21 protein-coding genes and 1 pseudogene are annotated in these 19315 nt (G+C 73.2%); 11 read left to right on the forward strand and 11 right to left on the reverse strand.

Annotation, left to right across the window (positions count from 1 at the left end):
* Positions 1-2 precede the first annotated feature (2 nt).
* Complete coding sequence (locus ACIBW6_RS26335) at positions 3-458, forward strand: Lrp/AsnC family transcriptional regulator (RefSeq protein WP_399063718.1); 456 nt, start codon at positions 3-5, stop codon at positions 456-458.
* A gap of 238 nt (positions 459-696) precedes the next feature.
* Here the strand turns inward: ACIBW6_RS26335 and ACIBW6_RS26340 are convergent, their stop codons facing one another.
* The 5 genes from ACIBW6_RS26340 to ACIBW6_RS26360 form a co-directional block, all read right to left on the reverse strand.
* A complete protein-coding gene (locus ACIBW6_RS26340) occupies positions 697-1428 on the reverse strand; it encodes a class I SAM-dependent methyltransferase (RefSeq protein WP_399063720.1) in 732 nt (243 codons plus the stop codon).
* Between the two features lie 116 nt (positions 1429-1544).
* Positions 1545-2096 carry a MarR family winged helix-turn-helix transcriptional regulator gene (locus tag ACIBW6_RS26345; protein ID WP_399063722.1) on the reverse strand — a complete coding sequence of 184 codons (552 nt, stop codon included), beginning with the start codon at positions 2094-2096 and terminating at the stop codon, positions 1545-1547.
* Between the two features lie 153 nt (positions 2097-2249).
* Positions 2250-2660, reverse strand: coding sequence for a hypothetical protein (locus ACIBW6_RS26350; protein ID WP_399063724.1), 411 nt, complete (start codon positions 2658-2660; stop codon positions 2250-2252).
* Positions 2661-2806: 146 nt separating this feature from the next.
* Entirely contained in the window at positions 2807-4468 is a 1662-nt protein-coding gene (locus tag ACIBW6_RS26355) for a cation acetate symporter (RefSeq protein WP_399063726.1), read from the reverse strand.
* 174 nt (positions 4469-4642) lie between these two features.
* Positions 4643-5911 (reverse strand): MFS transporter, encoded by a 1269-nt coding sequence (locus ACIBW6_RS26360; RefSeq protein WP_399063727.1) that lies wholly within the window; start codon positions 5909-5911, stop codon positions 4643-4645.
* A 230-nt stretch (positions 5912-6141) separates the two neighbouring features.
* Between ACIBW6_RS26360 and ACIBW6_RS26365 the strand changes: the two genes are divergently transcribed.
* From ACIBW6_RS26365 to ACIBW6_RS26390, 6 genes are all read left to right on the forward strand, one after another.
* Positions 6142-6903 (forward strand): PIG-L deacetylase family protein, encoded by a 762-nt coding sequence (locus ACIBW6_RS26365; RefSeq protein WP_399063729.1) that lies wholly within the window; start codon positions 6142-6144, stop codon positions 6901-6903.
* Between the two features lie 116 nt (positions 6904-7019).
* Positions 7020-7976: an ATP-binding cassette domain-containing protein gene (locus ACIBW6_RS26370; protein WP_399063731.1), complete on the forward strand. Its 957-nt coding sequence runs from the start codon at positions 7020-7022 to the stop codon at positions 7974-7976.
* A complete protein-coding gene (locus tag ACIBW6_RS26375) occupies positions 7973-8767 on the forward strand; it encodes an ABC transporter permease (protein ID WP_399063733.1) in 795 nt (264 codons plus the stop codon). Before ACIBW6_RS26370 ends, ACIBW6_RS26375 begins: the two co-directional genes overlap by 4 nt.
* 12 nt (positions 8768-8779) lie before the next feature.
* Entirely contained in the window at positions 8780-9586 is an 807-nt protein-coding gene (locus tag ACIBW6_RS26380; RefSeq protein WP_399063735.1) for a MerR family transcriptional regulator, read from the forward strand.
* Positions 9587-9691: 105 nt separating this feature from the next.
* Positions 9692-11194 carry an MFS transporter gene (locus tag ACIBW6_RS26385; RefSeq protein WP_399063737.1) on the forward strand — a complete coding sequence of 501 codons (1503 nt, stop codon included), beginning with the start codon at positions 9692-9694 and terminating at the stop codon, positions 11192-11194.
* Complete coding sequence (locus ACIBW6_RS26390) at positions 11191-12144, forward strand: sigma-70 family RNA polymerase sigma factor (protein ID WP_399063739.1); 954 nt, start codon at positions 11191-11193, stop codon at positions 12142-12144. Before ACIBW6_RS26385 ends, ACIBW6_RS26390 begins: the two co-directional genes overlap by 4 nt.
* A gap of 53 nt (positions 12145-12197) precedes the next feature.
* On the opposite strand, the gene ACIBW6_RS26395 is transcribed toward ACIBW6_RS26390, so the two are convergent.
* The 3 genes from ACIBW6_RS26395 to ACIBW6_RS26405 all read right to left on the reverse strand — a co-directional run bounded on the left by ACIBW6_RS26395 (position 12198) and on the right by ACIBW6_RS26405 (position 14163).
* A complete protein-coding gene (locus ACIBW6_RS26395) occupies positions 12198-13079 on the reverse strand; it encodes an alpha/beta fold hydrolase (protein WP_399063741.1) in 882 nt (293 codons plus the stop codon).
* Between the two features lie 57 nt (positions 13080-13136).
* Positions 13137-13517: a hypothetical protein gene (locus tag ACIBW6_RS26400; RefSeq protein ID WP_399063743.1), complete on the reverse strand. Its 381-nt coding sequence runs from the start codon at positions 13515-13517 to the stop codon at positions 13137-13139.
* Positions 13518-13788: 271 nt separating this feature from the next.
* Positions 13789-14163, reverse strand: coding sequence for an ATP-binding protein (locus ACIBW6_RS26405; protein WP_399063745.1), 375 nt, complete (start codon positions 14161-14163; stop codon positions 13789-13791).
* 549 nt (positions 14164-14712) lie between these two features.
* On the opposite strand from ACIBW6_RS26405, the gene ACIBW6_RS26410 reads away from it, so the two are divergent.
* The 4 genes from ACIBW6_RS26410 (at position 14713) to ACIBW6_RS26425 (ending at position 17413) form a co-directional block, all read left to right on the forward strand.
* Complete coding sequence (locus ACIBW6_RS26410) at positions 14713-15579, forward strand: helix-turn-helix domain-containing protein (protein ID WP_399063747.1); 867 nt, start codon at positions 14713-14715, stop codon at positions 15577-15579.
* The gene (locus tag ACIBW6_RS26415) at positions 15576-15827 is read left to right on the forward strand and encodes a DUF397 domain-containing protein (protein ID WP_399063749.1); all 252 of its coding nucleotides are present in this window, start codon (positions 15576-15578) and stop codon (positions 15825-15827) included. Before ACIBW6_RS26410 ends, ACIBW6_RS26415 begins: the two co-directional genes overlap by 4 nt.
* An 82-nt stretch (positions 15828-15909) precedes the next feature.
* Entirely contained in the window at positions 15910-16725 is an 816-nt protein-coding gene (locus ACIBW6_RS26420) for an SAM-dependent methyltransferase (RefSeq protein WP_399063751.1), read from the forward strand.
* A 73-nt stretch (positions 16726-16798) separates the two neighbouring features.
* A complete protein-coding gene (locus ACIBW6_RS26425; protein ID WP_399063753.1) occupies positions 16799-17413 on the forward strand; it encodes a hypothetical protein in 615 nt (204 codons plus the stop codon).
* Here the strand turns inward: ACIBW6_RS26425 and ACIBW6_RS26430 are convergent.
* The 3 genes and pseudogenes from ACIBW6_RS26430 to ACIBW6_RS26440 all read right to left on the reverse strand — a co-directional run.
* Positions 17402-18004: pseudogene (locus ACIBW6_RS26430) on the reverse strand (ZIP family metal transporter); the annotation flags it as partial. The gene ACIBW6_RS26425 and the pseudogene ACIBW6_RS26430 sit on opposite strands and share 12 nt — an antisense overlap.
* Positions 18005-18082: 78 nt before the next feature.
* On the reverse strand, positions 18083-18400 hold the full coding sequence (locus ACIBW6_RS26435; protein ID WP_399063755.1) for a hypothetical protein: 318 nt from the start codon (positions 18398-18400) through the stop codon (positions 18083-18085).
* Positions 18401-18662: 262 nt separating this feature from the next.
* Positions 18663-19202 (reverse strand): EF-hand domain-containing protein, encoded by a 540-nt coding sequence (locus ACIBW6_RS26440; RefSeq protein ID WP_399063757.1) that lies wholly within the window; start codon positions 19200-19202, stop codon positions 18663-18665.
* Between the last annotated feature and the right edge of the window lie 113 nt (positions 19203-19315).

A 19315-nucleotide genomic window follows, 5' to 3' on the forward strand; every position in this document is an offset into this window, starting at 1 on the left:
CGATGGATTCACTTGACCGGATCGACCGGGAGATTCTCGCCCTGTTGCAGCGCGACGGTCGGCTCACCGGTGCGGAGGTGGGGCGCCGGGTCGGACTTTCGCAGCCCGCGGCGGCGGCTCGGATCCAGCGCCTCGAGAAGGCCGGAGTGATCACCGGGTACCGGGCCGTCGTCGATCCGGCGGCCCTCGGTCTCCCCCTCCACGCCGTCATACGGCTGCGCACCACGCACACCCTCCTCCCCCGCGCCCTGGAGTGCGCTTCCCGGACCCCGGAGGTCGTCTCCACTCTGCGCGTCACCGGGGAGGACTGCCTCATCTGCGAGGTCCGTTGCGCGCGGACGGGACGGCTCGAAGAGGTCGTCGACGCGCTCGCCCGGTACGGCCCCGTCACCACCTCGCTGGTCCTGCACGCCTATCCACCGAAGTCGCTGACCGAGGCTGCCGATCGAAGCCGCTGACCGCGGCGCGGGCCGGAGGCACGGTCGATGACGCTCGCCCTCGGCGCGGAGTCACGGTACGAACAGCGGCGGAATCACGGCGCGGAGAAGGTCCGCCGGTAAGCCCCCGGCGTGGTGCCGAGGTGGGTCCGGAACCGCCGGCGCAGATTGACCGCCGAGGCGAGTCAATCCACCGATTCCGCCACGACAGCGACCTGAACAGCTGAGTCATCGCAGCGCGCCGGAGACCCACTCGACGTCACGTCCGGCGCGCGACCGTGATGATCTCTCGGCTCGTGCCCGTGACGGGCCCGCCCTCCCAGTCCCCGTAGCGCGCCTCGATCTCGAAGCCGGTCTCGGTCAGGAACGCGTCGAGTGCGGGCACGTCGAGGAAGCGCAGGCGCGTGCGTTCGACGCGCAGCACGGTGCCGTCGGGTTCGGTGGTCGTCTCGGCGACCGTGACCACGTCGCCGACGACGGACTCGGTCGCGTGCTGGACGCGCAGCGTGCGGCCGGACGCGTCGGTGACGTCGCTCGCCTGCGACGGGTGCCACTCCTCCCAGGCGCGTGCCTGCGGGTGCCGGGTCTCGAAGGCGAAGCGACCGCCTGGACGCAGCGCGGTACGGATCGCAGCGAGCGAGGCACGCACCTCGTCGTCGGTGACCAGGCACTGGAACGCGTGGCTGGCCATCGTCACCAGGTCGAACTCGGCGTACCGTCCCACGTCAGCCGCGGTGCCCTCGGCCCACTCGATGTCGGGGCGCCGCCGGGCCCGGGCGAGCGCGGCGCGGTTCGGGTCGATGCCGGCCAGCCGTCCGCGGTGGCCGGCTTCACGCGCGCGGCACAGCATGGAGCCGGTGCCGCAGCCGACGTCCAGGACCGAGGGCGCCGCCGCGACCAGCCGGTCGTAGAAGCCGTCGCCGGGCCACTGTTCGGGGTCCCAGGGGTTCAGCAGGTCGTACAGGGCCGCGGCATCGGCGTCGGTGAACATGACGTGAGTATCCCCGCTGTCGCGCCGGCGTCGGCGCGGTGTGCCCGGAGGTGGACGCAGCAGCTCCCTGAACGCGAGCCGCACCACCCGGTACGGGTCGCAGACGGCGACCGGCATCACTGCCCGCAGGCCTGCCGTCCCGTAGCTTCCCGGAGGGGCCCCTCACCCCGGCCCCCGGGGCCTTCTCCCTCGCCCCCCGCCGGCGCCGGCGGCTCCCCGCCCGCCTCGTTGAAGTCGTTGAGGGCGTCGATGAGCGCCGTCCGCCGGTCGGGGGCGAGCCGTGCGACGATCGCGGCGATCTCCAGGCGGCGGCGCGCGGTGACGTGTTCGACCGTTCCTCGGCCCTCGTCGGTGAGCCGCAGCAGGGTCTCGCGCCGGTCGGCGGGGTTGACCTGCCGGTCCGCGAGGCCCGCCGCGATGAGCCGGTCGATCATCCGCATCGCCGTGGAGGGCGCCACCCCCAACACCTCGGCCAGCTCGACGAGTTTGGTCGCCCCGCGCGAGGACAGCACCACCAGCATCCGGAACTGCGGCAGCGTGACCCGGTCCTCCACCTCGGCGAGCGAGCGCGCGGAGACTGCCATCAGCAGCCGGGATGCCGTCAGCACCGCGCGGGTCACCGCGTCCACGTCGTCCAAGTGCTCCACCGGAGCCGCGTTCCTGGGCATGACATATTTCTACCTCGCACCGCCCCGGCGGCGCCCGCGCCCCGACCAGGTCCCTAGTAGTGCCGGACCGGGGTGTTCTGACGATACGTCAGGCGGTGGACCGTGCACCTCAGGGCCGAGGCGACCGGGACGGCCGCCGCGTGGAACGATTCCTCAACGCCCGTGACCGCGCGGGCACTTGTCCGGCGCCCCGGCCCCGGTTCCGCGCCAGTGCCGCACGCAGTACGCCACATCGCATTCGGGGCAGAACCCGGCGTCGCCCTTGAGGCCCGCGGCGTGGATGCGGGCGTAGCTGCGCGGATACTCGAAGGCGGCCTGGACGCTCCGCGCCTCGGTGTCGCCGAGGTTCTCCCCCAGGCCGTTCGCGGCGCCGTCCGCGTCCACGATCAGCCACCAGGCCGCCGTGTCGCGGACCTGCCCGTACGCCTGGCGCTCCTCGGCCCCCCAGCCGTACCAACTCGCCGGATGCGCACCGGGCCTGGCCAACTCCAGGCGCGTGACCTGCGCTTTACATACAGCGCAGACCACATGCAGCACGAACAGCAGGGCGGGGATCTGTCTCATCGCAACGCACTCAGGTCGACTGGGTCGGGCGGCAGAACACCCCGGACGCGACCCATACTTGCACAGTGCAACGGCGCGGCGAGCCGGAACCGGCAACCCGGGTGGCCCCTCACCCGCCGCGGCCTCCTCTGCCGAGGCCGCGGCGGTCAGAACCGTTCGCTTCCCCGTTCGGGCCTTCCCCCCTGGGCGCGGCCGACCGGGTCGGTTGACCGTGGCCGGGGCGGTGCGCCGGGTGCGGGCCAGGGCGCCGCGTCCCGGCTCGCGTGGCGCCGCGTCGCCCCCGCCCGGGTCCGGCCGACGAGCCCGAGCAGGAACCCGACGGGGATCGTGATCAACCCGGGGGTCTGGAGCGGGAACCAGTGGAGGTCGTGGCCGGGGAAGACGGCGATGGGCGAGCCGGTGACCGCCGGGGAGCCGCCCAGCAGCACCACGATCAGCGGCAGCGTCCCGTGGACCGTCCACCGCACCCCGGTGGCGGAGAACCCGGGCAGGAACAGCGTGTAGAGAAGGATGGGCGCGAGCACCGAGGCCGCGACGGTGAACGACAGCGAGATCATCGTCAGGCGCCCGCGGTCCCCGAGGACTGCCGCCAGCGCGACGGTGGCGACGCCGACGAGGACGATGCCCACCCGTGCCCGGCGGATCTCGCCGGCCGCCGACCGGTTTGCGCCGCCGGTCGCGGGTCCGGCCCGGAGGTCACGCACGATGCTGGAGGCAGCCGCCAGCGTGATGCCCGCCACCGCCGCGAGCGTGGTCGCGAAGACGGCGCACGCGACGATCGCGAAGAGCATGCTGTGCCGCGCGCCGCCGGCGACGGGGTCGAGCGCGCCCGTCACCATGAGCAGGGCCGTCGCTCCCCCGGGGTCCGCGGCCCGGATCGCGTCCCGGCCGATCAGGGCGCAGGCCCCGAGCCCGGCCACCACCACTCCGGCGCACACCAGCGCGACGGGGCCGACCGCCCATCCGATGGCCCGCCGGGCGGTGCGGGCGTCCCGGAGCGGGTGCAGACGCATGGTGATGTGCGGCAGACAGGCGGCTCCGATCACCAGCGTGGCCTGGAAGCCGATCAGGTCGAGCCGGCCGGCCGGCGAAGGGCCGAAGTGCAGGCCGGGCCACGCATAGGCGTCGCCGGCCTTCGAGCGGTCGCGAGCGGCTTCGAAGAGGGCCACCGGTGACCAGCCGTACCGGCCGAGGATGATCCCGGCCAGGATCAGCAGGGCGACGAGGGCGACCCCGACCTTGAGGATCTGGACGTGGCCGACGCCGCGCATCCCGCCGAAGGCGGCGTAGCAGATCATGAGGGCTCCGCCGGTGACCGTGCACCCGATGAGCGCACCGTCGGTGAGGCCGAACATGGCGACCATGATGCGGCCGGTCGTGGTGAGCTGCACCAGGAGCAGCGGGGTGAGGACGACCAGGCTCGCGACGCCCAGCGCCCTGCGCACGGACGGGTCGCGGAGGCGCTCGGCGAGGAGGTCCCCCAGGGTGAACACGCCCGCGCCGCGCAGGGGTTCGCCGGCGATGCGCATGACCAGGTAGAGCGAGAGAACGGTGGCGGCGGCGAAGAGCATGCCGTCGGCGCCGTCCAGGGCGACGGCGCCCGTGGTGCTCAGCAGGGTGGCCGCGGAGATGTAGTCGCCGGCGATGGCCAGGCCCCCGCCGACCGGGCCGAACGCGGCACTGCCGCCCGCGTAGAAGTGCTCGGCGTCGTCCACGTCGGCCGCCGCGAGCCCGCACAGCAGCAGTGACACGGCGACGAAGCCGAGGAAGACCACGACGGCGAGCGACTGCCCGTCGCCACCGGTCACGGTCGGCGCTCCGGCCCGTCGAGGCGGGCGCGGCCGGTGAGGCCGCCCGGGGACACAGGTGAAGGCGTGACGAGAGACATGCGGGGCATGGCACCAGCCGCCCGTCGGCGCGTACAGGCGTCTCGGCGGACCGGAGGCGCCCGCACAGCGGCTACGAAGCTGTCCTGTGCGGCGTCACAGTCTTCGGTCACATCGCCTGACAGGAAGGGGAGTTGTCTCGGACTGCCCGCGGTCGCCCCGGGTGGGACGGCGTGCGCGGTGCACCGCTGCGGCCACGACCGCGAGCGCCGCGGTGGCGCCGCCGAACACCATGACCGTCGAGGGGGACGTGCGGTCGACGGTGACGCCGCCGAGCAGCGCGCCGAGCGCGATCGTCGCCTGGAACGCCGTCGTGAACAGCACGGTGGCCGCCTCCGGTGCGTGCGGCGCCGCCTTGCGGAAGAAGGTCTGGGAGGCGACGGGCACCGCCCCGTACGCCGCGCCCCACACGAGGAGCAGCGCCACGGCGCCGCCCTGCCGGTGCCCCAGCGGCGGGAGCAGGACCGTCGCCATGGCGATCAGTGCCGCCGCGAGGCCGAAGGTGGCCCGGGGCCACCGGGTGAGGGCCGCGCCGCCGGCGAAGTTCCCGGCGATGCCCGCGGCGCCGAAGAGGAGCAGGAAGGCGGTGACCGACCCGGAGCCCGCGCGGGTGACCTGCTCCAGGAACGGGGTCACGTAGGTGTACGCCCCGAAGTGCGCCAGGACGACGAGGAAGGTCAGCAGGAGGGCGAAGCGGGTGCCCGTGCGGCGCAGGACGCTCCGCAGCACCCGGAGCCGTGTGACCTGGAGGGGCGGAAGCGGGGGAAGAGTCAGCCACAGCATGACGAGCGTGGCTGCCGTCAGGACGCCCATGACGGCGAACGTCGTTCTCCAGCCCGCGAGTTCACCGAGGAACGTACCGGCCGGGACGCCCAGTACGGAGCCCAGGGGGACGGCGGAGAAGACGACGGCGGTGGCCCGCCCCACCGAGGCGGGTGGCACGAGACGCTCGGCCAGGGCGGCGCCGATCGACCAGAAACCGCCGATCACGATGCCGACGGCGACCCGGGAGACCAGGACCAGCCAGTACTGCGGCGCCGCCGCCGCGAGAAGGTCCGCGAGGGCCAGCAGGAGCAGCAGCGCACCCAGCGTGCGCCGTCGGTCGGCGCGCGCCGTGGCCACGGTCACCACCGGGGCCGCGACCGCCGCGAGCAGGCCCGGCAGGGTCATCGTGAGCCCGGCCGTCCCGTCGGAGACGGCGAAGGCGGCGCCGATCGAGGTCAGCAGCCCGATCGGCAGGATCTCGGTGGTGACGACGCAGAAGATCCCCAGCGTCACCGCGATCACGGCCGGCCAGCCGCCCCGGGGCGCGGGTGCGGGCGGGCCGGCGCCGTCGGAGTGCGGGGCCGTGGTGGTCGAGACCATGAGTTCCGTCCTGGTGGTGTCGGCTGTGGTGCGGTTAGTCCAACAGGGCGAGAGGGCCGGGCGCCGGCAGCTTGGCGACGTCACCGTGGGGCGCCACGATGATGTCGCCAACCTGCTGGTGGGGCAGGGAAGTCGTGAGGGGACAGCAGGGGCGTGTGTCGTCGTGCGGGGGACGCACCGGGGCCCCGGAACTCCGGACGGCGGGCCGTGGACGCGGAAGGATGGCGGGCATGACCTTGCCTGCGCTTCCCGAGGAGTCCTTCCGGCGCGTGCTCTGCGTCGTCGCGCACCCCGACGACATGGAGTACGGCACGTCCGCGGCCGTCGCGCGCTGGACCGCCCGCGGCATCGAGGTCGGCTATCTCCTGCTCACGCGCGGCGAGGCGGGCATGCCCACCGCGCCCGCGGAGACGGCCCGCCTGCGCGTCGCCGAGCAACAGGCCGCCTGCGCCGCCGTCGGCGTCACGCAGCTGACCATTCTCGAACATCCGGACGGCGTCCTCGTCTACGGCCTCGATCTGCGCCGGGACATCTGCCGGGAGATCCGCCGGTTCCGGCCCGACGTCGTCCTCGGCGCCGGTCACGAGATCGAGACGCCGTACGGCTTCGACCAGGCCGACCACCGGGCGGCCGGCCTCGCGACGCTGGACGCCGTGCGCGACGCGGGCAACCGCTGGGTCTTCCCCGAGCAGATCGACGACGAGGGCCTCGCCCCGCACTCCGCGCGCTGGCTCGTCGTCCCCGGTCTCGCCGGCTCGGGCGCGACCCACGGCGTCGACGTCACGGGCGAACCGCTGCGCCGCGGCATCGCCTCCCTCGAAGCGCACGCCGCGTATCTGGCCGCGCTCCCGGACCACCCGGCCCCCAGCGCCCTCATCCCGCAGTTCGCGGCGATGAGCGGCAAGGCCATGGGGGTGGAGCACGCGGTCCTCTTCCGCGCCCACGACCTCCAGGCTCCCCCGGACTTCGGCGCCGCCGACGCGCAGGACTGACCCGGGGCCGCGAAGGACGTACCACGTCTGCGGCGTGGGGAACCGCTCGCCGGCCGGAGGTCTTGTCACCGCGGCGGTTGCCCTTGACGCAGGGGCAACCTCGCAGCATGGCCGGCATGACGACGAGAACCAGTGCGATCGAGGTCACCGGGGTGCGCAAGGCGTACGACGGCCACGAGGTGGTCGCCGGGGTCGACCTGACCGTCCCCGCAGGCACCGTCTATGCCTTGCTCGGGCCGAACGGGGCGGGCAAGACCACCACGGTCCGGATCCTGTCCACACTGCTGCCCCCGGACGCCGGCGAGGCGCGGGTCGCGGGGTACGACGTCCGCCGCGAGGCGGATCGCGTGCGTGCGTCGATCGGCGTGACCGGGCAGTTCTCCGCCGTGGACGACCTGCTGACCGGGCGGGAGAACCTGCGGTTGATGGCCGACCTCGGCCACCTCGGCCGGCGCCGCGCGACGGACGTGGTGGAGCAGCTGCTGGAGCGGTTCCGCCTCGCCGGGGCCGCCGACCGGCGCGCGGCGACGTACTCCGGCGGCATGAAGCGGCGGCTGGACCTGGCGATGACCCTGGTGGCCGGGCCGCGGCTGATCTTCCTCGACGAGCCGACCACCGGTCTCGACCCCCGCAGCCGCCGCGAACTGTGGGCTCTCGTACGAGAGTTGGTGGCCGACGGGGTCACCGTCTTCCTCACCACGCAGTACCTGGAGGAGGCCGACCGGCTCGCGGACCGGATCGGCGTGCTCGACGGGGGCCGCCTGGTCGCCGAGGGCACCGCTGCCGAGCTGAAGCGGCTGGTCCCCGGCGGTCATGTCGAACTGCGGGCCGCGGACGGCGAGCGGCTGGAGGAGTTGGTGCGCCGGTTTCCCGGGGCCGAGCCGAACGCCTCGGCGCTCACCGTGACCCTGGCGCACGACGGCAGCCTCCGCACACTGCGCCGGCTGCTGGCCGGAGTCGACGAGGACGCCATCACGGGGATCGCCGTGCGCACGGCGGACCTGGACGACGTGTTCCTGGCCGTGACCGACCGCCCCTGCGCCGACGCGGTTCCCGGCGGGGTGACGGCATGAACCACCTGACGTACGCCCTCCGCGATTCGGCGACCATGCTGCGGCGCAACCTCAGACACATGGTCCGCTACCCGTCACAGACACTGATGCTGATCGGTCTGCCCCTGCTGTTCCTGCTGCTGTTCGTCTACGTCTTCGGCGCCACCATGGGCGCCGGTCTGCCCGGAGCGCGGGCGGGGGACCGCGGCGACTACCTGACGTTCATCACCCCCGGGGTCCTGGTGATGGCGGTGGCGAGCGTCTCCGTGAGTACGGCGGTCTCGGTCGCCGCCGACATGGCGGGCGGGATCATCGACCGGTTCCGGACGATGGCCATCGCCAAGGTCTCGGTACTCACCGGCCATGTGCTCGGCGCGATGATCCAGACCGCGCTGGCCCTCGCCACCGTCTTCGGGGTGGCGTTCCTGCTCGGTCTGGAGCCGGCCGCGTCGGTGGCGCGGTGGTGGGGCCTGGCGGCTCTGCTCACCCTGCTGTCGTTCGCGATGACCTGGTTCACGGTGGCGCTGGGGCTGGTGAGCCCGAACCCGGAGACCGCGAGCAACTGGCCGATGATCTTCGTCCTGCTGCCGTTCGTGGGCAGCGGGTTCGTGCCGGTCCAGTCGATGCCGGCCGGGCTGCGGTGGTTCGCCGAGTACCAGCCGTTCACCCCGGTCATGAACGCCTGCCGCGGTCTGCTGACCGGGCCGCTCGACGGTGCGGACGTGCTCGGGGCGGTCGGCTGGTGCGCGGCGATCGGGTCCGTCGGCTACCTCTGGTCACGGCACCTCTACCGCACCCGCGCCGCGACCTAGGAGACTGCCCGGATGCTGACCATCGGCGAGCTGGCGTCATACGCCGGAGTGACCGTGCGCGCTGTGCGGCACTACCACGACAAGGGGCTGTTGCCCGAGCCGGAGCGGGACCACTCCGGCTATCGCAGGTACGGGGCCGACACCGTGATCGAGTTGGTCAGGATCCGGACCCTGGCCAGGGCCGGGGTCCCGCTGGCGCGGGTGCGGGAGTTGCTGCGGGCCGACGAGGAGGAGTTCGCCGCGGCGGTCGCGGAGATCGACGCGCGGCTACGGGCGGAGATCCGCGCGCGGCAGCGGCACCGCGAGCGGATCGCGCGGCTCGCCGCCGGGGACAGCCTGGCGCTGCCCCCGGAGGTCGTCGAGTACCTCGACCGGCTGCGGGCGCTCGGGGTCGACGAACGGATCGTCGAGGTCGAGCGGGACGGCTGGATCCCGCTGGTCGCGCGGTCGCCGCGACGGGTCCCGGAGTGGATGGCACGCAAGCGGGAGCAGCTAGCCGATCCGCAGGTCAGCGGGTTCTATCTCACCCTGAGCGAAGCTCTCGACCGCGCGGACGACGACCCGCGGCTGGCCGAACTTGCCGACACCCTGGCCGCCTACCTCACGCGGATGGCGAACGAGCAGGGTGATCGCTACATCGACGACACCGGCATCGAGCCACCGTTCGCCGAGCTGCTGGACACCCATGTGTTCACCACCCTGCCGGCCGCCCGCCGGCTGATCGAGCTGCTGCGGAACCGCGGCTGGTCCGGGTGGACCAAGTTGGAGCGCGTGCGTCCGGCGCGGGGTGCGTCGGGAGGGGCCGGAACGTCGCCGTAGCAGAACGCTGTGGGCGTGCTCCGCCGCCGCGCATCTGAGGCGCCGCGATGACTTCGCCCCTCCCCGGTTGTCCGTACCAGTGACGGCACTTCATGGAGGGGATTCGTGAGCAGCACAGGACGGACGACCGGCGAGCAACGCTGGGTGCTGGGTCTGACGGCGGTCGGCTCGGTGATGGTCGCGCTCGACGCCTTGGTGGTCGCGGCGGCGCTGACCACCATGCGCCATGACCTCGGCGCCTCGATCGAGCAGCTGGAATGGACGGTGAACGCCTACAACCTGAGTTTCGCGGTGCTGTTGCTGACGGCGGCGGCGGTCGGTGACCGGTGGGGGCGGCGGCGCGCGTTCGCGGCCGGGCTCGCCCTCTTCTCCGTGGCGTCGGTCGCCTGCGCGCTCTCCCCGTCGGTGTCGTGGCTGATCGCCGCCCGGACCCTCCAAGGCGTCGGCGCGGCCGCGGTGATGCCGCAGGCGCTGAGCCTGCTCGGTGCCGCGTTCCCGCCCGAACGCCGCGGGTGGGCCATCGGTGTCTTCAGCGGCCTGACCGGGCTGGCCGTGCTGAGCGGCCCCATGATCGGTGGCGCCGTGACCGAGGGACTCGCCTGGCAGTGGATCTTCTGGATCAACGTGCCGGTCGGAGCCGTCGCCCTGCCCCTCGTGCTGCGCCGTGTCCGCGAGAGCCGGGGCCCGGCCCGCCGGCTCGACCTGCTCGGCACCGCCCTGGTCACCCTGGCTGTGCTCGGTCTGGTGTGGGGTGTGGTCCGCAGCCAGGCGGCGGGCTGGGCGAGTCATGAGGTGACGGGGACGCTCGTCGGCGGGCTCCTGTTGCTCGTGGCGTTCCTGGCGTGGGAGCGGCGTGTCGCGCAGCCGATGATTCCGCTGTCGTCCTTCCGTTCGCGGTCGTTCTCGGCGGGGAACGCCGCCGGATTCTTCCTCACCGCCGCTCTCTTCGGCGCGGTGTTCTTCCTCGCCCAGTACATGCAGGCCGCGTTCGGCTCCGGCCCCCTGAAGGCGGGTCTGCAGCTTCTGCCGTGGACGGCCACGCTCTTCCTGACGGCGCCGCTGGCGGGCCGGATGGCCGACCGGGTCGGCGAACGTCCGCTCGTCGTCGGCGGTCTGGCGCTTCAGGCAGCGGGCCTGTGCTGGCTCGGCATGCTCGCGGCCGGTCCGGTGTCCTCGGTGCGGTACGCCGTGCTGGTCCCGCCGCTGATCGTGGCCGGCTGCGGGGTCTCCATGGCGCTGCCCGCGACCCAGAGCGCGAGTGTGGGGGCGTTGCCCCGCGAGGCGCTGGGGCTCGCCTCCGGGGTGTACAGCATGATGCGGCAGTTGGGCGGAGTCGCCGGGGTGGCCGTCCTGGCCACGGTGTTCGCGGCCGCGGGCGGTTACGGCGCGGCGACGTCGGGGTTCGGCCGGGCGCTGGCCGCGTGCGGGCTCATGTCGTTGCTCGGGGCACTGTGCGGCCTCTGCGTCGCCGCCCGGCCGACCCCTGCGCCGGAGATCCCGGAGAAGGTGCCCGAGCCGGAGGGGCAGATCGGTACGACTCTCCGCCCGGCGCGGGCGTCAGAGGACATGCGGGCGCAGGCGCGGACCCGTTCCGAGGAGGCGCGATGAACCTGGAGGACGAGTTCGCCCAGTACCGCGGTGACCTGGTGGCGTACTGCTACCGGATGCTCGGTTCCCTGCACGACGCGGAGGACGCCGTGCAGGAGACGTACCTGCGCGCATGGCGCGGGATCGCCGAGTTCGAGCAGCGTTCGTCGGTCAAGACCTGGCTCTACCGGATCGCCACCCGGGTCTGCCTCAACGCCCTGAAGCACAGCAGCCGCCGCATGGTGCCGTCGGCCATCGGCGCTCCCGGCACCGATCCGCACGCCTTAGAGGCCCGTGCCCCGGAGGCGACCTGGCTCGAACCGTTCCCCGACGTGATGCTCAGCGCCGACCCGGCCTCGCTCGTCGGTACCCGGCAGAGCATGCGGCTGGCGATGGTCGCGGCGTTGCAGCACCTGCCGGCGCGCCAGCGCGCCGTGCTCATCCTGCGGGACGTCGTCGCGTTGCCCGCCGCGGAGGTCGCGGACCTGTTCGAGACGACGACCGCCGCGGTGAACAGTTCGCTCCAGCGGGCGCGCACGCAGATCGCCGAACTCGCCCCGGCCGAGGAGGAGTTCCGTGAACCGGACGAACCGCGGCGCCGCGCGCTGCTCGACCAGTACGCCAGGGCGCTGGAGACGGCGGACCTGACCGCTCTGAAGGGGCTGCTGACGCAGGACGCCCGGTGGGAGATGCCGCCGGTGCCGACCTGGTTCAGCGGGCGCGAGGACGTGCTGCGCCTGCTCGCGGCGAAACTCCGCCCGGGCCACGGCCACCGGATCATGGTGGAGACGTCCGCCAACGGACAGCCCGCCTTCGCCATGTACATGCGCGGACGCGACGGCGCCTTCCACGCACATCAGTTACATGTGCCGACGCTGACGCGGGACGGCGTCTCGGCGGTCCTGGCGTTCCACCGCGGTGACCTGTTCCCGCACTTCGGCCTGTCCATCGACCGCGCCGCGGAGGGGTGACCGCGCGCCGGAGCGCGTCCAGGTACGGGGGTGACGGGCGGCGGACCGGCAGGTCACGTCACCGGGGCGCCGGCCGGGCCCTGGAGGAAGCCGCCGATCGCCGCGGCCAGTTCGCCGGGCGCCAGCTCCGCCACGTGGTGACCGGCGTCGATGCCGTGGCCCCGGACGTCGTCCGCCCAGCGCCGCCAGATCACCCGGGGGTCGCCGTACAGCTCCTCCAGGTCGTCCTGGAGCGACCACAGGACCAGCGTCGGGCAGGTGATCCGCGTACCGGCCGCGCGGTCGGCCTCCTCGTGGCGGCGGTCGACGGTGAGGCCGGCGCGGTAGTCCTCCAGCATCGCGCGGACCACGTCGGGGTCGCGGGTCGCCCGCCGCCACTCCGCGTGGTTCTCCGCGCCCATCACCTCGGGGTCGCCGCGGTACCAGCTGTCGGGGTCGGCGGTGATGACCCGCTCGGGGACGTCCGGCTGGGCGAAGAAGAACCAGTGCCACCAGCGCGTGGCGAACTCGGCGGTGATCCGCGACAGATGCTCCGACACGGGCAGCGCGTCGGCGAAGGCCACCCGCGTGACCGCCCGCGGGTGGTCGAGCGTCAGGCGCAGTGCGACGGCGCCGCCCCGGTCGTGTCCGACGAGCGCGAACCGCTCGTGTCCGAGACGGCGCAGCACGGCCACCACGTCCGCGGCGACGGCACGCTTGGAGTAGCCCGCGTGGTCCGCGGTGAAGGCCGGCCCTCGGGAGCGACCGTAGCCGCGCAGGTCCGGGCAGACCACGGTGTGGCCGGCCGCCACGAGCAGCGGGGCGACGCGGTGCCATGTCGCCGAGGTGCGGGGGTGGCCGTGCAGCAGTACCACGGGCGGCCCCTCGCCGCCGTACCGGACGAAGACCGACGCCTCGCCGACCTCGATCTGCGCGGTCTCGAATCCCTCGAACACCTGGGCTCCTTGAGGTTCGGCATGTTTTGCGTGCGGCGGGCGGATCACCGCGCGTCGTTACCGGGGGTCGTCACCGCGGGTCGACAGGGGCGCCCAGGTGTAGCGGACGCGGACGCCGCGGCGGCGGAGCCAGGCCGTCTCGCGGTGCCGGAGATCGTGCGCGGACTCCGGCGCTATGGCGCTGGGCCACCGGACCAGCACCGCCGCGACGTGTCCGGTCTGGACGAGCTGCCGCACGCGGCGCCATCCGCTGCGCCGGACCGGGTCCGGCTCGCCGTAGGTGTCCGTGACGACCTCGGCGATGGTCATGCCGCGCTCCCGGGCGAAGGCGCGTCCCTCGGCCCGCGCGCACTGCGTGGCGGCCCCGTGGGCGTCCGGGGCGCGGTCCGCGCACACGTACAGCACGACAGGGGACGGGGTGTCGCCGTGGGGGCTCATGGGTGCCTTCTCTGAGGGGATCGAGGAGAGGTCCTCGCCGCGTGAAGGGGGTGCGCGGGGCCCGGCCGTGGCGGTCGTGGCCTGTGACGTGGGAGGAGAGGGGTGCGGGTGTGCGCGGAGGCGGCGCCGGGGTGCGGGTGGGGTGCCGGGGTGGCTCCCGGGGGCGGGTGGGGTGCCGGGGTGGCCCCCGGGCGCGGGTGGGGTGCCGGGGTGGCGGCCTCCGCAGGGAGGGCCGCCGTGCCCGTCGTCGGCACCCAGGCGACCGCCGCCGTCAGGGACAAGCCGCCGTCAGCTCCGCCCAGACGACCTTGCCCTCGACCCGCGTAGAACGTGCCGAGCCCCAGCGGTCGGCGAGCTGCTGGATGAGGACCAGACCGCGGCCGCTCTCCGCCCAGGGCCCGGCCTGCTGCTGCTCGGGCGGGGCGACCGGGACGCGGCCGTCGTCGTGGAGTTCGATCCGCAGGCGCTGTTCGTCGCCCGTGAGCGTGAGGCCGCACAGGACCTGTTCGCTGCCCGTGTGCAGCACCGCGTTCGTGGTCAGTTCGGAGACCAGCAGGACCGCGTCGCAACAGGTGTCCCCCGGCACCTGCCAGGAGCGGAGCCGGTCGCGGACGGTGTCGCGGGCGGATCTCGCGCTGGCACGCACGGCGGGCAGGCCGAACCAACACTCCCGACGCGGCACGGTCGTCGCTAAGGCAGGGGCCGGTGTCGGGGGCGGGGACACAGTCACAGAGGTCGCCTTCCAAGGCCTGGCACGGGGCCGGCACGGAGTGGGGGTCGGGGCGGGTGGTGCGGGAGATGCAGGCAGTGCGTGCGGTGGAGACGGTGCGAGGGGTACAGGCGGTGCGGGACGTGCAGGCAGGGCGGGTGGTACCGACGGCGCGGGTACTGCGGGTGGTGCGGGTGGTGCGGGTACTGCGGGTGGTGCCGGCGGTACAGGCGATGCGGGCAGTGCAGGCCGCCGAGCGCGGTGCTCCGGGCCACGCCGACCCGGCCGGCACCGACGCGCCGCATCCGGCGGAGACCGGATGCCGCGTCAAGATCGAGACGGGACCGCGCATATGCCGAACTATGCGCGTGATCACCGGCCGCTGCAACCGACTCGCTGATAATTTCAGCACGCGGATATCGCTCTGGCGTCGTCATCAAGTCACTGTCAGAATGGACATGTTGATGACCCTTCAGGAGGTAGCGCGTGAGCGACGCCCGCCCCGGCACCAGCGCGCCGACGGTGCTGCGCATGATCCTCGGCCGTCGGCTGCAGGACATGCGGCTCGCCGCCGGCGCCTCGCTGGAGGACGCGGCGCGAGCCCTGCGCGTGAAGACCCTGACGATCAGGCGGCTGGAAAAGGCCGAAGTCGCCCTCAAACCGCTCTACGTGGAGAAGCTCCTCGAGACCTACGGGGCGGAGCGCCGGGAGATCGACGAGTTCGTCGACCTGGCCGAGCAGGCCAACGAGCCGGGCTGGTGGCACTCCTACCGCGACGCCGTCCCGAGCTGGTTCACCGCCTACGTCAGCCTGGAGACCGGCGCCAAGACCCTGCGCACGTACGAGCCCCAGTACATAACCGGTCTCCTCCAGACACCGGGGTACGCCCACGCGGTGCTCCGCGGCGGGCTGCCGAACGGCAGTGAGGAGGAGGTCGCCCGCCGCGTGGAGCTGCGGCTGCACCGGCAGAGCCTGCTGGAGCGGGAGGACGCCCCCACCCTGTGGGTGGTCATGGAGGAGGCGGTCCTGCACCGGCAGGTGGGCAGCGCCGATGTGATGCGGGACCAGATCGACCACCTGCTGGCGGTGACCGAACTTCCGCACGTCAGTGTCGACATCGTGCCCTTCGCCGCGGGCGCGCACGTCGGGGCGTGCGCGCCGTTCACGTACTTCCGGTTCGCGGAGCCCGAGTTGCCCGACATCGTCTACAGCGAGCTGCTGTCCGCGTCCGTCTATCTGGACCAGCGCGCGGACGTCGTGGCCCACCTGGAGGCCCACTCCCGTATGGCGCTGCTGACGTCGTCCGAGGACAGCAGGGCTCTTCTGAAACGTATGCGCAAGGAGTACTCGTGACGGTCACCGACGAGGGCGTCTACAACGGGATGCCCGCCCGCGACCTGGGTGAGCAGGGGTGGGAGCGCCCCTGGAGCGGGCCGAACGGCGGGCAGTGCGTCGAGACGAAGAAGCTCGCCGACGGCCGCGTGGCCCTCAGACAGTCCACCGATCCCGCCGGGCCCGCGCTGATCTACGCGCGCGAGGAGATCGCCGCGTTCCTGCGCGGCGTCAAAGAGGGCCTGGCCGACCACCTCACCGCCGGATGAACCGGCCGAGGGCGTACGGAACCGCACGCCCGGCTCCGTTCCTGGCCTGCGGGCCGACAGACATACGCACGAAAGGGCATTCATGACCACCAGGCAGGCCGGCCGGGACCTCGACACGAGCAAGGCGCACTCGGCCCGGATGTACGACTACTTCCTCGGCGGCAAGGACCACTTCGAGGTCGACCGGGAGGCGGCGCTCGTCGCCGCCAAGGCGCACCCGGGGCTCCCCGTGACCGCCCGTGAGAACCGGGCGTTCATGCACCGCGCCACCCGTGTGCTGGCGCAGGAGCACGGCATCCGGCAGTGGCTCGACGTCGGCACGGGCATCCCGACCGAGCCCAACCTGCACCAGGTCGCCCAGTCCGTCGCCGTCGACGCCCGCGTCGTGTACGCCGACAACGACCCCCTCGTGCTGAAGTGCGCCGAGCGGCTGATGCGCAGCACGACGCAGGGCCGCACGGCCTACATCGAGGCCGACGTCACCGACCCCGACGCGCTGATGACCGCGGTGCAGGACTCCGAGATACTCGACTTCGGCCAGCCCATCGCGCTGTCCCTGAACGCGCTGATGCACTTCGTCACCGACCCGCACGACCCGTACGCCATCGTGCGCCGGCTCCTCGAACCGCTCCCCGTGGGCAGCGCCCTCGCCATGAACCACTGCACACCGGACTTCGACCCCGTCACCTGGAACAACGTGGCGAAGGCCTATACCGAGTCCGGGACACCGGTGCAGTTCCGCTCGCACGATGACGTACGCCGGTTCTTCGACGGCCTGGAGCTGATCGAGCCCGGCATCACCTGCTGCCACCGCTGGCGCCCGGCCACGCCGGCGGACGGCACGGAACCGGCGGACGCCGAGATCAGCCTGCTGGCGGGCGTCGGCATCAAGCGGTGACACCGTCGGTCCGCGGGCCGCGTCAGGTCTTGTCCCGGGCGGCCCCGCACCGCGATCACCGACGCTCATGCGCATGGATGAACTGAACGCCGTCGAGCGCCGGTTGTGGCGGGTTTTCGCCCGCGGCGCAGCCGTCGACGCCGGTGGCGGCGCTCCGGAGGCGGAGAGTGCCGTACGAGCGGAGGTGCTCGCGGCGCTGCTCCTCGGGGACGGCCCCGACGCCGAGGAGGGCGCCCGTCCGGCGTTGCGTCTGACGGGCGCGCACATCACGGGCCGCCTCGACCTGCGTCTCGGCGACCTCCCGGTCCCGATCCTGCTGGACTCCTGCCGCTTCGACGAGGCGCCCCGGATGCAGGGCGCGAGGATGCGCGATGTCGCCCTCACCGGCTGCGCCCTGCCCGGTCTCGACGCCGGTTCGACGCAGATAGACGGCAGGCTCGATCTGCCCCGGTCGCGCCTGCGCGGGCCGCTCGTCCTCACCCGCGCCGAGATCCGCGGCACGTGGGACCTGCGCGCCACCACGGTCACCGCGCGCGCCTGGGACCGAGGCGATCTCCGCCGTCCGGCTGGACGTCGGCGGCGACCGAGCGCTCGAAACGGTCGACATCAGCGTCGCCCGCAACGTCGACCTCAGCCTGGGCATGCGCGCAGCTCATGCGTGCGTCAGGTGTGCGGGTCAGGCATGTGAGAGCGCGAAGGAGACCAGGAACCCGCACACCGTCACCAGGCCGATCGCGAGGTGCGCCTCCTCGAAGGCCTCCGGGATCATCGTGTCGGCCACCATGGCCAGGATGGCGCCCGCCGCCACCGCCGTGACGGCGGCGATGACCGCGGGGGAGAACGCGCCGACGACCGTGTAACCGAGGACGGCCGAGACGGTGCTCGCCGCGGCGATGGCCGTCCAGACACCGAAGACGTAGCCCCGGCCGCGGCCCGCCCGCTTCATCCCCGCCGAACTGGACAGCCCTTCGGGCACGTTGCTGATGAACACCGCCGCCACCGTCATCAGGCTCACCGCGCCGCCGTCCAGCAGGCTCACACCGATCACCGCCGACTCCGGGATGCCGTCCAGCAGCGCCCCGAGGGCCAGCGCGAGTCCCGATCCGCCCTGCTCTCCCTCGGTCGGCTGCGCGCGTCCCGGCCGGGATCCCGAGCGCTTGCGGTGGCGGGCGCCGCGGCGCGCCAGCCATATGTTGCCCAGCGTGTAGGCGCCGGCGCCACCGAGCGTGCCGATCGCCGCCGGGGCGAGACCGCCCTCCCCGTACGCCTCGTCGACCAGTGCGAGCCCGGCCGGGGGCGGGGTGACCCTGGCCCTACTGGTCGGTGTCGGACACGGGCCTGTGCTCCCAGGGGTCCGTCATCGCTCGCACGGGCTCTCGTCGAAGGCGTCCGTCGCCAGCCCAAGGGGGCCTGCGCGCAGGGGGAAGCGCTGACGCAGCACGGCCGCCGCCTCTTCCCTGCTCGCCTCGATGCGGAAGTGTTCCCAGGCGATGAAGAGCACGTCGGCGACGAGGACTGTTTCGCTGGAGGACGGCTCGCACGCCGGTTCCTTGGCCGTCCGCCGCCAGGCGCGGGAGATGGCGATGTCCGCCGCTGTCCGTACCTGCGCCTCGCGATGGGCAGCATGCGCGAGAGCCGCCCGCTGCGCCCGTCGGCGCCCCCAGTAACCCGCCACGTCACACCCCCAGTCGGGCCCCTCGGGTCGCGGCCCCGGGCTCCCTTCGCCCGGCTCGAAGCCGTCGACGCACAAGGCGCCTCATCGTCCACCTAGGGGGACATGTGCCCCGGCCTCACGCGGTGATGCCTGCGTTCTCACTTCTTGCTGTCACAGGCTCACGTCGTGTTGCCGGCGGGGTGTTGCTGTGGGGCGTTCCCTGTCGGCGCCGCGGGGAGGAGCTGAGGCCGCGCGGGTCGGCGTCGCGGCCTCAGCGGGTCTGTCAGGCGGGCAGCCTGCCGCAGAGGACATTGCCGGGCGCGGCCGGATCGTCGCTGATCCAGAACTGCCGCCACAGCGTGCCGAACTCCTCGCGGCTGAGCTGCCCGTCACCGTTCAGGTCGAGCAGCTCGAAGACGCCCGCCACGTCGGCGGACCGTCCGTTCCAGGTCTCCACGAGCCGTCGGTGCTCGTCGGCGGAGATGCGGCCGTCGCCATCGGCGTCCACCGCCTCGAAGACGGTGTCGGCGGTCGCCGTGACGCTGGCGACCATGGCGGGCAACTTGTCGACGAGCGCCAGCAGTTCGCTCATGTCGACGCCGCCGTCGCCGTTGGCGTCCCCCACCTCCAGCAGGGCGGCCCACCAGGCCATCAGCAGCGACTCCATCCGCGCCCCGAGCTCGGTTCCGGGCCCGGCTGCCGACAGTTGTCTCCACCGGGCGACGAGCGCCCGGAAGTCGTCCTCACGCAGATAGCCGTCGCCGTCCGCGTCGAACGCGGTGAACATCCCCCTGAGCTTGCGCTCCTGAAAAGCATTGGCCACGAGCAGCCTCCCTCGACACAGCCGCCAACCACGGACCGCCCGCCACCGCCGTGAGCGACGACGAGCGATGCGTCACTCTAGGACGGAACGCGCCCCCGGCCCCACGAGCACAT

The sequence above is a fragment of the Streptomyces sp. NPDC049813 genome, assembly GCF_044465085.1.
GTDB lineage: Bacteria > Actinomycetota > Actinomycetes > Streptomycetales > Streptomycetaceae > Streptomyces.

Excerpts from the sequence above, each read along its gene's own strand:
- ACIBW6_RS26335 (WP_399063718.1), top strand. The coding sequence starts at position 3 with ATGGATTCACTTGACCGGATCGACCGGGAGATTCTCGCCCTGTTGCAG.
- ACIBW6_RS26340 (WP_399063720.1), bottom strand. The coding sequence starts at position 1,428 with ATGTTCACCGACGCCGATGCCGCGGCCCTGTACGACCTGCTGAACCCC.
- ACIBW6_RS26345 (WP_399063722.1), bottom strand. The coding sequence starts at position 2,096 with ATGCCCAGGAACGCGGCTCCGGTGGAGCACTTGGACGACGTGGACGCG.
- ACIBW6_RS26350 (WP_399063724.1), bottom strand. The coding sequence starts at position 2,660 with ATGAGACAGATCCCCGCCCTGCTGTTCGTGCTGCATGTGGTCTGCGCT.
- ACIBW6_RS26360 (WP_399063727.1), bottom strand. The coding sequence starts at position 5,911 with ATGGTCTCGACCACCACGGCCCCGCACTCCGACGGCGCCGGCCCGCCC.
- ACIBW6_RS26365 (WP_399063729.1), top strand. The coding sequence starts at position 6,142 with ATGACCTTGCCTGCGCTTCCCGAGGAGTCCTTCCGGCGCGTGCTCTGC.
- ACIBW6_RS26370 (WP_399063731.1), top strand. The coding sequence starts at position 7,020 with ATGACGACGAGAACCAGTGCGATCGAGGTCACCGGGGTGCGCAAGGCG.
- ACIBW6_RS26375 (WP_399063733.1), top strand. The coding sequence starts at position 7,973 with ATGAACCACCTGACGTACGCCCTCCGCGATTCGGCGACCATGCTGCGG.
- ACIBW6_RS26380 (WP_399063735.1), top strand. The coding sequence starts at position 8,780 with ATGCTGACCATCGGCGAGCTGGCGTCATACGCCGGAGTGACCGTGCGC.
- ACIBW6_RS26390 (WP_399063739.1), top strand. The coding sequence starts at position 11,191 with ATGAACCTGGAGGACGAGTTCGCCCAGTACCGCGGTGACCTGGTGGCG.
- ACIBW6_RS26400 (WP_399063743.1), bottom strand. The coding sequence starts at position 13,517 with ATGAGCCCCCACGGCGACACCCCGTCCCCTGTCGTGCTGTACGTGTGC.
- ACIBW6_RS26420 (WP_399063751.1), top strand. The coding sequence starts at position 15,910 with ATGACCACCAGGCAGGCCGGCCGGGACCTCGACACGAGCAAGGCGCAC.
- ACIBW6_RS26425 (WP_399063753.1), top strand. The coding sequence starts at position 16,799 with ATGGATGAACTGAACGCCGTCGAGCGCCGGTTGTGGCGGGTTTTCGCC.